11 protein-coding genes are annotated in these 12,926 nt (G+C 62.1%); 3 read left to right on the top strand and 8 right to left on the bottom strand.

Features of this window, described 5'->3' with window-relative positions; translation table 11 throughout:
• Window positions 1–263 precede the first annotated feature (263 nt).
• From SOP85_RS24800 to purU, 6 genes are read right to left on the bottom strand one after another with little or no spacing between them, the layout of a single operon-like run.
• Window positions 264–842, bottom strand: a complete 579-nt coding sequence (locus tag SOP85_RS24800; RefSeq protein WP_323628539.1) for a sarcosine oxidase subunit gamma — start codon at window positions 840–842, stop codon at window positions 264–266.
• Window positions 843–845: 3 nt separating this feature from the next.
• Window positions 846–3,743 carry a 2Fe-2S iron-sulfur cluster-binding protein gene (locus SOP85_RS24795; RefSeq protein ID WP_323628538.1) on the bottom strand — a complete coding sequence of 966 codons (2,898 nt, stop codon included), beginning with the start codon at window positions 3,741–3,743 and terminating at the stop codon, window positions 846–848.
• Entirely contained in the window at window positions 3,740–4,039 is a 300-nt protein-coding gene (locus SOP85_RS24790; protein ID WP_274077542.1) for a sarcosine oxidase subunit delta, read from the bottom strand. The genes SOP85_RS24795 and SOP85_RS24790 overlap by 4 nt, the downstream gene beginning before the upstream one ends.
• A 13-nt stretch (window positions 4,040–4,052) precedes the next feature.
• Window positions 4,053–5,294, bottom strand: a complete 1,242-nt coding sequence (locus SOP85_RS24785; RefSeq protein ID WP_323628537.1) for an FAD-dependent oxidoreductase — start codon at window positions 5,292–5,294, stop codon at window positions 4,053–4,055.
• On the bottom strand, window positions 5,276–6,172 hold the full coding sequence (gene folD, locus SOP85_RS24780) for a bifunctional methylenetetrahydrofolate dehydrogenase/methenyltetrahydrofolate cyclohydrolase FolD (protein WP_274077540.1): 897 nt from the start codon (window positions 6,170–6,172) through the stop codon (window positions 5,276–5,278). Before folD ends, SOP85_RS24785 begins: the two co-directional genes overlap by 19 nt.
• Window positions 6,169–7,035, bottom strand: a complete 867-nt coding sequence (purU, locus tag SOP85_RS24775; protein ID WP_274077539.1) for a formyltetrahydrofolate deformylase — start codon at window positions 7,033–7,035, stop codon at window positions 6,169–6,171. The genes folD and purU overlap by 4 nt, the downstream gene beginning before the upstream one ends.
• A 581-nt stretch (window positions 7,036–7,616) precedes the next feature.
• Between purU and SOP85_RS24770 the strand changes: the two genes are divergently transcribed.
• Genes SOP85_RS24770 through SOP85_RS24760 form a run of 3 tightly spaced genes read left to right on the top strand, consistent with a single transcriptional unit; the run spans window position 7,617 to window position 10,857 of the window.
• The gene (locus SOP85_RS24770) at window positions 7,617–8,906 is read left to right on the top strand and encodes an NAD(P)/FAD-dependent oxidoreductase (protein ID WP_323628535.1); all 1,290 of its coding nucleotides are present in this window, start codon (window positions 7,617–7,619) and stop codon (window positions 8,904–8,906) included.
• A gap of 25 nt (window positions 8,907–8,931) precedes the next feature.
• Window positions 8,932–9,486, top strand: coding sequence for a helix-turn-helix domain-containing protein (locus SOP85_RS24765; protein ID WP_166620560.1), 555 nt, complete (start codon window positions 8,932–8,934; stop codon window positions 9,484–9,486).
• Window positions 9,487–9,510: 24 nt separating this feature from the next.
• Window positions 9,511–10,857, top strand: coding sequence for a glutamine synthetase family protein (locus SOP85_RS24760; RefSeq protein WP_274077537.1), 1,347 nt, complete (start codon window positions 9,511–9,513; stop codon window positions 10,855–10,857).
• A gap of 214 nt (window positions 10,858–11,071) precedes the next feature.
• Here the strand turns inward: SOP85_RS24760 and tssA are convergent, their stop codons facing one another.
• Window positions 11,072–12,160 (bottom strand): type VI secretion system protein TssA, encoded by a 1,089-nt coding sequence (gene tssA, locus SOP85_RS24755; protein ID WP_323628534.1) that lies wholly within the window; start codon window positions 12,158–12,160, stop codon window positions 11,072–11,074.
• A 95-nt stretch (window positions 12,161–12,255) separates the two neighbouring features.
• Window positions 12,256–12,774 (bottom strand): Hcp family type VI secretion system effector, encoded by a 519-nt coding sequence (locus SOP85_RS24750; protein ID WP_077183092.1) that lies wholly within the window; start codon window positions 12,772–12,774, stop codon window positions 12,256–12,258.
• Window positions 12,775–12,926: the final 152 nt, after the last annotated feature.

Raw genomic sequence — 12,926 nt, 5'->3', positions numbered from 1 at the left:
GCGAAGGCGGTGTGTCAGTCACCAGAGCTGTTGGATGCGCCGGCCTCTTCGCTGGCAAGCCAGCTCCTACAGGTTCCACAGCGCACAGGAAAGCTGTGTACGGCCCCAATCACACTGTAGGAGCTGGCTTGCCAGCGATGGAGGTCAACGCTGACGCGTGAAGCCTGACACCCCGCGGTGCTCTCAGGTTTTTCGCGAGCAGGCTCGCTTCCACAGGGGCCCGCCGCCCGGCCGGCCTGATCGTGAGCGTATGTATTAATCTTTTATGCCATGCCCGAAAACTCCTGCATCGCATCCAGCAATGCCTCCTGAAAGTAAGCCTTCGATGCCCGGTCACAGAGGATATAAAACCTCGGCTGTTGCGCAGCCGTGGCGTTGATCACAATCACGTTAATGCGCGCAGCCGATGTCTGCGCCACGGCACCGGGCCCGAACACCTGCGCGCTCAGATCCACGCCGCAAAGTTTGGCCATGACCTCGGACAAATACTCGCCACTGAGCTGAAACCAGGCATGGCTGTCCTGGCGCGGCAGCAGGTAGTTGGCTTGATGGTCCAACTCCCACCTGGCTTCTTCGTCGGCAATGCGTTCACCCAGGTCCTGGGCACTGCCCAGCAGCAGGTATTCGGTCTGGGACAAACGCACCACCCAGCTGCCATCAACCTGGTTGACAGCACGGTTGGGCGCTTCCGGCAGCACGAAGTCCCGACTCTGCAAATAGTGCGCGCTGCCGGCGCCGCGAAAGCCGACCCGGGGCAGGTCGGTAAAGTCGGTCAGCGCACAGCTGGACAGGAGGGCGAGGGCCGGCTGACCGGCGCTGTGTTGTTGTGTCAGGCTGGTCATGGCTCAAAGCTCCTGGCGCAGGTTGGCGGGATCGAAAAAGGGTAGCGACACGACTTCGGCCTGCACCACGCGGCCACCTTCGACGCGGATCGGGATGCGTTGCCCGGGTGTGCTCTGGTCGATGCCGGCGTAGGCCAGGCCGATGATCTTGCCCAGGCTCGCCGAGTACTCGCAGGACGTGACGTTGCCGCTGATGTCCGGGCCGTTGAGCACCAGGTGGCCTTCAAGCGGTTGCAGGCTGTCCCTGGGCAAGGTGAAGCCCACCAGTTTGCGGGTTTGCGGCTGGGCTTCAAGGATGTCCACCGAGCGCCGTCCGACGAAGAACGGCTTGTTGCGACTGACCGCCCAGCCCATGTCGATTTCCCCCGGATGAGTCATGCCATCGGTGTCCTGGCTGATGATCACGTGGCCTTTTTCCAGGCGCAGCAAACGCTGGGTCTCCACGCCGAAAGGGCGGATGTCATGGGCCTTGCCGGCCTCCATCAGTGCGTCCCACAGCTTGAGCCCATGGCGCGCCGGTACGTGGATTTCATAACCCAGTTCGCCGACAAAACCGACGCGCAACAACCGCGCCTTGATGCCGGCCACGGTGCCCTGGCGCACGCCGAGGTAGGGGAACGCCGCAGCGCTCAGGTTGAGGTCTGTGCAAACTTTTTCCAGCACTTTGCGCGAGTCGGGGCCGGCGACATTGACCGCGCAGATCGCAGCCGTGACGTTGGCGACATCCACGTCCAGGCGCCATTGCGCGTTCCACTTGAGCATCTGCTGGTAGATGCGATCCACACCGCTGGTGGTGGCGGTGACGTAGAAGTGGTTTTCGGCGAACCGCGCGCAGACGCCGTCGTCGATCACCACCCCGTGTTCATTGGTCATCAGCGCATAACGGGATCGACCGATCGGCTGCTTGAGGAAGGCAAAGGTGTACATGCGGTTGAGCAGCTCGGCGGCGTCCGGGCCGCGCACATCCAGGCCGCCCAGGGTCGAGACGTCGATGATGCCGACCTTGTTGCGCACATGCAGGGCTTCGGCCTGCATGCAGGCCTCGCGGTCCTTGGCATGGCCGTAGTAGGCCGGGCGCTGCCAGATGCCTGCCGGCATCATCTTCGCCCCGGCTTGCAGGTGCCGGGCATGCATCGGGGTTTGCCGATACGGATCGAAGGCGCGACCGGCGACGTGGGCCAGTTTTTCCGCGACAAAGGGTGGGCGCGCGGTAGTCACCCCGGTTTCGCTGATGTTGCGCTGGGTCGCCCAGGCGACCAGGCGCGCGGTCGGCAGCGCCGAGTGACGGCCTTGCGAGGGGCCCATGCCCACGGTGGAATAACGCTTGACCAGTTGCACGTCGCGATAGCCGATGCGCGTGGCATTGACGATGTCCGCCACTTGCAGGTCCTCGTCAAAATCGACGAAGTCCTTGCCCTTGGGGTGCGGGAAGATCGGCCAGTTGAAGTTGACCCGCACCTCGCTGCTCAAGAGCGTCCGATGCACACCGACCGCAATGCCCAGCGCAGCGACGGCGTCGGCACCGGCATTGACGCCGTCGGCGATCACGTTGTCGAGGCGGTGACGGCCATTGACCGAGCCTGCGACCGCGAGGTTTTGCGGTAGCCCGCTGAGGGTGAATTCGGCGCGCTGATCGTCGTAGGCCAGCTTGCCACCGGCCTGGCACAGCAGTTGATAAACCGGCATGTAGCCGGCGGACATGCACAGTAAGTCGCAGGCCAGGCGTTGCCCGCTCTCGGCGACCTGGCCCTGGGCGGTGATCTGGCGCACGTCGACGCCGTTGACATGGCGCAGGCCTTTTTCGTGCAGGGCTTCATACACGGTGCTGTTGCGCTGGCAGGGAATCTTGCGTTGCGCCAGTGCAGCGAGTAGGGCTTCATCGCCCGGGCCATGGCGCAGGTCGACCACTGCGGCGACTTCCACGCCCTGATCGAACAAATCCAGGGCGGCGAGGTAACCGTCATCGTTGCCCGTCAGCACCACGGCGCGCTTGCCCGGCTTGACCGCGTAGAGCTTCATCAGGCGCTGTGCGGCGCTGGTCAGCATCACCCCGGGCAAGTCGTTGTTGCGAAACACCACCGGCTGGTCGAACGCACCGCTGCACACCAGGCACTGGCGGGCGCGCACCTTGTACATCCGTTTACCCTGGATCACCGGCAGATAGTTGTCGGTGAACCAGGCGTTGCAGGTCGCCTCGGTGAGGATGCGGATATTCGCATGCTGCTGCACCGCCGTCAGCAGTTCGCGGCGCAAGGCGTCGGCGCGTGTACCCGCGATGTCGAAGCGCGCATAGGTCAGCGACCCACCGAGGACCGGCTGTTGCTCGATGAGCAGCACCTTGGCCCCGGCATTGGCCGCGGTCAGTGCGGCGTGCAGCCCGGCGGGACCGGCGCCGATCACCGCAACGTCCGTGAACAGATAGGCCTTGTCGTAGTATTCGGGCTGGAACTTCAGGTCCAGTACGCCCAGGCCGGCCTTCTTGCGAATGATCGGCTCCCAGACTTTCCACATGCCCTTGGGCTTGTAGAACGAGCGATAGTAGAAGCCCACCGGCATGAATTTCGAGAACTTGCCCAGGTACGCATCGCGGTCGTTGTCCAGCGAGCCGTTGACGTTCTGCGCCGTCACCTGCAAACCGGCCGCCAGCGCGTGGGCATCGGCCAGGACGTTGGGTTCCTGGGGCAGTTGCACCAGGCTGTTGGCGTCCTGCCCGGCCATGGTCAGCGGGCCACGCGGGCGATGGTATTTGAACGAACGGGAAATCAGGAAACGGCCGTTGGCGAGCAGGGCGCTGGCGATGCTGTCGCCTTGCAGGCCCTGGTAGGGTTGGCCATCGAAGCTGAAATCGAGCGGCTGGTCACGGTCGATCAGCAGGCCCATCGGGGCGGGTAGGCGGTTCATCCGGCGATCTCCTGGGCGGCGTTGAAGTCGACGCGGGCGGTGAAAAGTTCTTTGGGGTCGAAAGTGCGCAGGATTTCGTCGGTCACGGTGTGACGTTCCGCGAGAAACCAGTAGCTCGATGGCGTGTGCATCCACCATTCGCGTACCACGCCGGCGAGGTTGTCGGTGTTGAACACGTAGTCGGCCCACTCGGCATCGCTGCAGGTCACTGGATCCGGCATGGGTTTGAATTCACCGCCATAGGTGAACTCGCTGATATTGCGTGGCCCGTTGAGCGGGCAATTGATGATTTTCATGGTCCGCTCTCCCTCAGTGACTGGCCGCCGTGGCGCCCATTTCGTTGACTTGCCGGAAGGTCGAGAAGCGCTCCAGGCCGAAGGGCTTGATCAGCTCCGGGACCTTGCCGCCGCTGGCCACCAGTTCGGCCATGGTCTTGCCGCAGATGGGCGTTGCCTTGAAACCCCAAGTGCCCCAACCGGCGTCCAGGTAGTAATTTTTCACTGGCGACAGGCCCATGATCGGGCTGTAGTCCGGGGTCATGTCGGTGATCCCGGCCCACTGGCGCATCAGCTTGGCGTTGGCCAGGAACGGGAACATCTCGATGGCGTGGGCCAGCAGGCTTTCCTTGAGGTCCAGCGTCGAACGGGTATTGAACAGCGGGTAGGGATCGGAGCCACCGCCGAACACCACTTCGCCGCGGCTGGTCTGTTGCACGTAGCAGTGCAGCGCCGAGGAGCTCACCAGCGGATCGAGAAAGGGCTTGAACGGCTGGGTGACCATGGCTTGCAGCGGAAAGGTCTGGATCGGCGAACGAATCCCGGCCTTGGCCATCAGCAAGGAGCTGTGCCCGGCGATCGCCTGCACCGCGCAGCCGCACTTGATGGTGCCGCGGTTGGTCTTCACGGCGGTGATCGCACCGTTCTCGATGATCAGGTCCTGCACTTCGGTGAGCTGGTGGATTTCCACACCACGCTTGGCTGCCTGCTTGGCGTAGCCCCAGGCCACGGCGTCGTGGCGCGCGGTGGCGCCGTCGATGTGCCAGAGGCCGGCGATCACCGGCAGGTGGCCGGGGTCGAGGTTGAGGCTGGGCAGCAGTTCGCGGATCTGCTGGCGGTCGATCATTTCAGTACGCCCGCCGAAGTGCTTGTTGACCTCGGCGCGCTGGCGGAACGAACGCACGGTGGCATCGGTGTGGGCCAGGGTCAGCTGGCCGCGCTCGGAGTACATGATGTTGAAATCGAATTCGTTGGAAAGGCCCTGGAACATCCGCACCGACTCGGCATAGAAACGCACGCCTTCGCTGGTGAGGTAGTTGGAGCGGATCACCGCCGTGTTCCGCGCGGTATTGCCACCGCCCAGATAGGACTTTTCCAGCACCGCGATGTTGTTGATGCCGTGGTACCTGGACAGGTAATAAGCGGTGGCCAGGCCATGGCCGCCGGCACCGATGATCACCACGTCATAGCTGGATTTGAGTTCACGGGGTGGCGGCAGGTCCACTTCGACCGGGTACTCGGAACTCAACCCGTACTTCAAGAGATTGAAGGGCATACGGCCTCCGATTGGCTGTGATGTTGCATAAGGGCCGCGGTCACGGTGTTTTTCATCAGGAAGGCAATGGTCATCGGCCCGACACCCCCGGGTACCGGGGTGATGGCGGCGACCTGGAGCAGGGCACTGTCGAAGTCGACATCGCCGACCAGGCGGCTGCGACCGGCGTCGTCGATGCGATTGATGCCGACGTCGATCACCACCGCGCCAGGCTTGAGCCAACTGGCGTCGATCAGGCGCGGACGACCCACGGCGGCGATGACGATGTCGGCCTGGCGGCACAGGGCTTGTGGGTCCGGGCTGCGCGAGTGGAGCACGGTCACCGAGCAGTCGGCCTTGAGCAACAGCGCGACCATGGGCTTGCCGACGATGTTCGAACGGCCGATTACCACCGCGTGCTTGCCGCGCAGATCGCCGCAGGTCTGTTCCAGCAGGTACAGGCAGCCGCTGGGCGTGCAGGGCGCAAGCACCGGACGGCCCTGGCTGAGACCACCGACGTTTTCACTGTGGAAACCGTCGACGTCCTTGCCTGGATCGATGGCTTGCAGTGCCCGCAGTTCATCGACATGGGCAGGCAAGGGCAGTTGCAGGAGAATGCCGTGGATCGCGTGATCTGCATTCAGGCGGGCGATCAGGTCGAGCAGTTGTTCGGTGCTGGTGTCGGCGGGCAGGCGATGTTCCAGGGAGCGAATGCCGACCTCTTCGGCGCGCAGGATCTTGTTGCGCACATAGACCTGGCTGGCCGGGTCGCTGCCGACCAGGATTACCGCCAGGGCTGGCTGGATGTCTCGCGCGCGCAGGCCGTCGACGTCCTTGCGGACCTCGATCAACACCCGGGCGGCGGCGGCTTTGCCGTCAATCAGTCGAGGGCTGTTCACCGGAAGATCACCGTTCGGTCCTGGTTGAGGAAAACCCGGTGTTCCAGGTGGTACTTGACCGCCTTGGACAGGGCGACGGTCTCGGTGTCACGGCCGGTGGCCACGAGGTCGTCCGGCAGGTAGACATGATCGACCCGCTGCACTTCCTGCTCGATGATCGGCCCCTCATCGAGATCGCTGGTGACGTAGTGGGCGGTGGCGCCGATCAACTTCACTCCGCGCTGGTAGGCCTGATGATAGGGCTTGGCACCCTTGAAGCCGGGCAGGAACGAATGGTGAATGTTGATCGCCCGCCCGGAGAGTTGCTTGCACAGGTCGTCGGAGAGAATTTGCATGTAGCGCGCCAGCACCACCAGCTCGGTGCCGGTGTCGTCGACCACCTTCATCAGCTCGGCTTCCTGGCGGGCCTTGGTGTCCTTGGTGACCGGCAGGTAGATGAAACGAATGCCCTCGCGCTCGGCCATTGGCCGCAGGTCGAGGTGGTTGGAGACGATGGCGGTGATGGTCATGTCCATCTCGCCCTTGTGGTAACGGTAGAGCAGGTCGGTCAGGCAATGGTCGAACTTGCTGACCATCAGCAGCACGCGCATGGGCTCGCGGGTGTCATGCAGTTCCCAGTCCATGTCGAAGGCCTGGGCGACGTCGCTGAAACCGTCCTTTATCTGCTGGATATCCCCGGCGTGGCCATCGTTGAAACGGAACACCGCGCGCATGAAAAAGCGGCCGCTGAAATCGTCGTCGAATTGCGCCATCTCCCCGATGTAGCAACCGTTGTCCGCGAGGTAAGTGGTGACGGCCGCGACAATGCCGGACACCGCGGGACAGGTGATCTTGATGATGAAATGGTTTTTCTCGTGTTGCATGACACGTCCTCGGGATGATGGCGGCAGCTCATCGCATAGCGAAAAAATGTCAGAGGATAGCGAGGCTCATTCCTTGAGCGAATTTTCTTGGTGGGAATAAAATATTCCTGTTGGTGGCTTTATAAGGGGAATGCTGGGGCCGCGTCCACAGGTTTTGTGAAAGTTTTTTAACTGGTGGGAAATTTATTGGCTGAGCAACGTGTTGTTGAAATGCCTGTAGGCGCTAGTTTGCAGGAGCCGGCATGCTGGCGATGGCGGCCTTACAGCCCATCTGGATTTTATTGACTGTGTACAGATCCATTCCTGCGGTAACGGCCAACTATGGTTTCACCCTTACCTGTATGAGCAAGCTTGCTCGCGATGGAGGTCAACGATGACGCGGGGTGTCAGGCTCCCCGCGGCATCGTTGACGACCATCGCTGGCAAGCCAGCTCCTACAGTGGATCGGGGGCGGCCGTGGGAGAGGGGGCATCTGTCAGGCCGCCAAGTCAGCCCCAACGAAGATACCAACCTTGCAACCATGAAATTAAACCTGTATTTTTTCATGAAATTAAAACTATAAAATTTCATGGAGCCGGTAAATGTTTCAGCAATCCACCCAGCATGTCGCCAGCTACTACGCCCACACCTGCGCCGACCGCCTGGTCAATCGAGCGGCATTGGAAGGCGAGCAAAACACCGATGTGCTGATCATCGGCGCCGGCTTCAGCGGCTTGCACACGGCGCTACGCCTGGCCCTGGCCGGCAAACGCGTGACCTTGCTGGAAGCCAGCCGCGTCGCCTGGGCCGCTTCCGGACGTAACGGCGGCCAGGCCATTCTCGGATGGTCCTGTGACATGCCACCGCTGGAAGCCGCGCTGGGACATGAACGCGCACGGCGCTTGTGGGACGGCATGCGCTGGGCAGCAAAAGAGTTGCGCCAATTACCCGTACGCCATGGCTTCGATTGCGACTACCGCCCCGGCCATCTATGGACTTCCGTGATGCCACGCCGGGTCAGCCTCTTGACCGAATGGCAACACGAAGCCAGCCACAAATGGGGGCATGACGGTTTGCGCTTCATCGAGCGCGCCCAGTTGCCCGAGTGGGTGGCCAGCGAGCGCTATCAGGCCGGCTTGTACGACCCCGAAGGCGGGCACCTCAACCCCTTGAAGCTGGCATTGGGGCTGGCCGCCGCGATCGAGAAGGCGGGCGGCGTGATTCATGAACAAAGCAAGGCGTTGAAATATCGCGAGGACGAAAACAGCTACGTGGTCACCACCGACCGCGGTCGCATCCGCGCCGATGTCCTGGTATTGGCCTGCAATGCCTACCTGGACCGACTCGACCCGCAGCTAGCGAGTTGCGTATTGCCCGTGGGCACCTATCAGGTGGCCACGGCGCCGATGTCCGAGGCCCAGGCCACCGCGCTGCTACCGGGCAATGTCTGCGTCACCGACAACCAGTTCGTGCTCGATTATTTCCGCCGCACGCCGGACGACCGGCTGCTGTTCGGCGGCGGCTGCACCTATCTGGGGGGCATGCCCAAGGACATTGCCGGTGCCACCCGGCCGTGCCTGGAAAGGGTGTTCCCCCAATTGAAGGGCATTGAACTGGAGTTCGCCTGGGGTGGGCACATTGACCTGACGCTCAAGCGCACGCCCGACATCGGTCGACGCGGCGAGCTGTACTGGTTGCAGGGCTACTCCGGGCACGGCGTGCTGCCGACCCTTGCCGGAGCCCGGGCGGTTTCCGACGCCATTCTCGGCCAGCCGGATGAGTTGGCGTTGTACCAAGGTTTGACCAATGGCAGCTTTCCCGGCGGAAAATACATGGCAGCACCCTTGGAAGCCATCGGCAAAGCCTGGTACCGGCTGCGCGACAGCATTTGAATCGGCCACTTCTGGAAGCCTTTAGATGGACATGCAAGAAGAGATTTCGGCGCTGGCGATCCTGATCCAGGACCTGCGCAAGCACAAGAAGTACACCTTGAAGGACCTGGCCGACAAGATCGGCCGCTCCGTGGGGTTTCTATCCCAGGTCGAGCGCGGCTTGTCCCGCCCGACGGTGGCGGACTTGACCGCCATCAGCGAGACGCTCGGCGTGCCGACCACCTATTTCTACAGCCTGCCCAAACCCATGGCGCTGCCCTGGGTGACCCGGCCGGATGAGCGCCGCACCCTGTACTACGCCGATGGCATCACCGACATCCTGGTCTCGCCAAAAATGCGCGCGTCCTTTTCCATGCTTGAAAGCCAGCTGGAACCCGGTGCGAGCAGCGGCGACCGGCACATGAAGGACAGCTCGGAGCAGGGCGGTTACGTCCTGGAAGGGGAGCTGACGCTGTGGCTGGATGACAACGACCCGGTGACCCTACGCACCGGCGACAGCTTTCAACTGGCCAGCCATGCCCACTGCCGCTACGGCAACCTCTCGGCCCAACTGACCCGCGTGCTCTGGGTCTACACCTGATAAAAACAAGCAAGGAACAAAACGATGGATGCTGTGTGCTCTGATCTGCTGGCCGAAGTGCGTGGGTTTCGTCAGCGCTACCCCGAGGTGCGCTACGTCGACCTGATTTCCCTGGACATTCCCGGGCATTTCTACGGCAAGCGCTACCCGATCGAAATGCTCGAGAAAGTCGCCGCCGGCAGTGCCCTCAAGTTGCCGCAGAACTGCGTGCTGCTCGGCACCCAGGGCGGGCTGTTCAAGATCGGCGACTACTGCTTCAACGACGGCGATCCGGATGCGCTGCGGCGCCTGGTGCCGGGCACGCTCAAGCTGGTGAGCTGGGAGAAGCAACCCTTGGGGCAGATGCTGATCACCTCCGACGGCACGGAAAAACCGATCGTCTTCGAGCCGCGCGAAGTGTTGGCGCAGGTACTTCAGCGACTCGCTCGCAAAGGCATTTTTCCGGTGGTGGCGTTCGAGCTGGAGTTCTATCTGTTCGACAGCCAATTGCGCGATGGCTTGCCGCAGTTTGCCCGCGACCCGCTGACCGGCGATGCCGATGACCAGCCGAACATGCACATCGAACGCCTATCGCGCTTTGCCCCGGTGCTCGATGAAATGGTCGAGACCGCGCGCGCCCAAGGCATCGATGCCACGGTGATCACCGCCGAACTCGGCCCTGGCCAGTTCGAAATCAATTTCGGTCATCTCGACGATGGCCTGCGCGCCGCCGACTGGGCCGCCTTGTTCTGCCGCAGCACGCGAGGCGTGGCCCTCAAGCACGACTATCGCGCCAGCTTCATGGCCAAGCCTTACTTGCAGCACCCCGGCAGCGGCATGCATGTGCACGTGAGCCTGTACGACGAGGCGGGCAACAACCTGCTGGCGGCGAACGGGCAACAAGCGTTGCGCCATGCGGTAGCCGGTTGCCTGGATGTGTTGCCGCACTGCATGCCGATCTTCGCGCCGAACCACAACGCAATGCGACGCTTGAGCGCCACGGTGAACGTCGCTTCGCGCGCCAGTTGGGGTTTCGAGGATCGGGACGCGTGCCTGCGGGTGCCGGAGTCGGACGCGAGAAACCTGCGGGTCGAACATCGCCTCGCCGGCGCCGACGCCAACCCGTATCTGGTGCTCGCCGCGATCCTGGTGGGAATGGAACAAGGCCTCGAACAAGCTCGCGAACCGATCGCCCCGCTCAACGAAGATCGCAACAGTGGGATCGACTTCCCGCTGGAAATGCTCGAAGCGGTGCAGTCCATGCAAAGCCATCAAAAATTGCGTGAAGGTTTGGGCGCGGAATTCGTCCATGTGTATTGCGAGAACAAGCGCCAGGACCACCTGGCATTCCTGAATGACATCAGTGCCCGCGAGTACCGCTGGTTCCTGTAGTTAAGGTTGTTTCGAGGTTAACCGTAAAAAATATCAGGATATATAACGGCTTAGAGAGTTTAGTAACTGACCGGTTAACGAAAATATCTTGTTACAGGGCGAAACATTGCGTAATATGCGCCCCGCGTTCACCACCACGGTTTATGCATTTTTAAGTCCCGGGCGTCCATCAGCTGCCCGGGATTTTTTTTGCCTGCAGTTTTTCGGTCTGGCATCAAGACTTCGTCCCCAGCACATCGCGGATGTTGTCCACCACATTGCTGTCCTTGATCACATCGCTCAGCCAGCCCTCCAGCGGCATGTTGCCCCATTTGATCGCGCGTTCGATCAGGTAGGGGACAGGGCTCTGGGGCTCGGTCTGCTTGAAGTACTGCGCGATACCCGCCAGCAGGGTGAATGCCTCGTCGCGGGTTTGCGGTGTGGTGCGCAGCGGCGTGACGGGAATGTCTTGCTGTGTCTGGGTCATTGCTGCACCTTCAGGTTGTGCGCCAGCGCTATCGCCGACGACCGGTGTGGGCGCGACAGGGGCCGGGTGTAGGTCGATACCGCGATCCTTGAGCAGTTTCTCGGCCAGTTGGCCGGTGCGGGACAACACGTCGTGGAGCCCGGCAAAACTCGGCGCATCCTGGCCGAACAGCCTGTCGGCGGTGCTCTGCAGTTGCTCGCAGGCATTGAGGCTGGCGGCGATTTCAGCGGCTTTGTGGCGCAGGTGATCGGAATCGGTCAGCACCACCGAACGCTGGAACACCTCGGCGTTGATCTTGCCTTCGTCGAGGGCTGCACGCATGGCCTGGGGGTTCTGCAACGCGAGGTTTTCGACGTGCCGGGATTCGTCATAGCGCAGCAGGCCGTACGCTTGGCCCTGGGTGATGGGCAGCCCACCCACCACATCCGCCAGGGTGGTTTTCATCCACGCCAGGCGGGCCGCGCGTTCATCTACCCCATCCTCGAGGGAAGGGAAGAGGCCGGTCCAGAAATTGTCCAGCAGGCGTTCGGCCAGGGTCAGGCCAAAGGTGATGCCGGTGAAATGGTGCTTGTGCGCCAGGGCTTCACTGAGCCAGGCGACGAGCATCAGGTCCTTGCTCTGTCGAGCCAGGCCCTGGGCAGCCAGGGTGAGGGTCAGGTCCCAGTCCGAAGACTTGAGGTCGGTTTGCCAGTCACCCTGGGTCAGATAATCGGGGTCTGCTCGCCGCGCTTCTTTCACCTGATCGAACAGGGTGGAAAAGCTCAGGTCTTCGCCGCTCCCGCCGTTGATGGGCGCTGTCAGTTCGGCCAGCGAAAGGTCGTTGAGAAATTCAGACATAGGCAACTCGGATCGGAATGAAAGAACACCGTGCCCGCTTTCGCGGGCGCAGTGCTGAAACCGGACCGCTCTCGCGGTCCGTTATTGCCCGGGGTTTACGCGAAAACCTTGTTGGCAGTGCGATCCCAACCACCGGTGACGTTACCGCCGCCCTGGCCGTCGGCACGGCTCTGCTGGGTGTAGGTGGTCTTGATGCGAGCGAAGTTGAAGCTGATTTCTTCGATCGGCAGGTCGCCCACCGCTTTGTCTTCGCCGCCCTGGCTACCGCCAGCGACCGCCTTGACGGAAGACACCACGACTTCTTCCAGGTTGATGGTCAGGTAGGTCACCTTGTCGCCACCGGCGCGGTTGACGTTCAACTGGATCTTGGCGATGTGCGTGCCTTTGCAGCAGGCTTCGAACAGCTTGGCGGAAGCCTTGTCCACGGCTTTGCGGATGCTGAAGTCGCTCAATGCCACACGCTCCGACGAAGCACCGCCCGAAGAGCTGGCAGTCGCGGAGGTCGCCTGGGTGGCGCCGTACTCGTAGCCCAGCACCTCGATCCAATCCTTGTGCTTGTCGTCCAGTACTTCGCCTGGAATGCCGTCGATCTGGATGTATGCGTCAAATGCCATTTTTACTTTCTCCTTACCTTCATTAAAAAGGATGTCACCTGCAAACAGATCACAGCCCTTCGCTTTAACCTCTTTGAATCGATCAACAGAGGCTTGTTGCGCCAACCCGGTTTCGACCCGGGCAGCGGTATTTCTTCATTGAGTGCGGCGTT

The sequence above is a fragment of the Pseudomonas sp. YuFO20 genome (genome assembly GCF_035064975.1).
Taxonomy (GTDB): domain Bacteria; phylum Pseudomonadota; class Gammaproteobacteria; order Pseudomonadales; family Pseudomonadaceae; genus Aquipseudomonas; species Aquipseudomonas putida_AE.
Note: the sequence above shows the minus strand (reverse complement) of the source record. Positions and strands in the feature narration are given on the sequence as shown.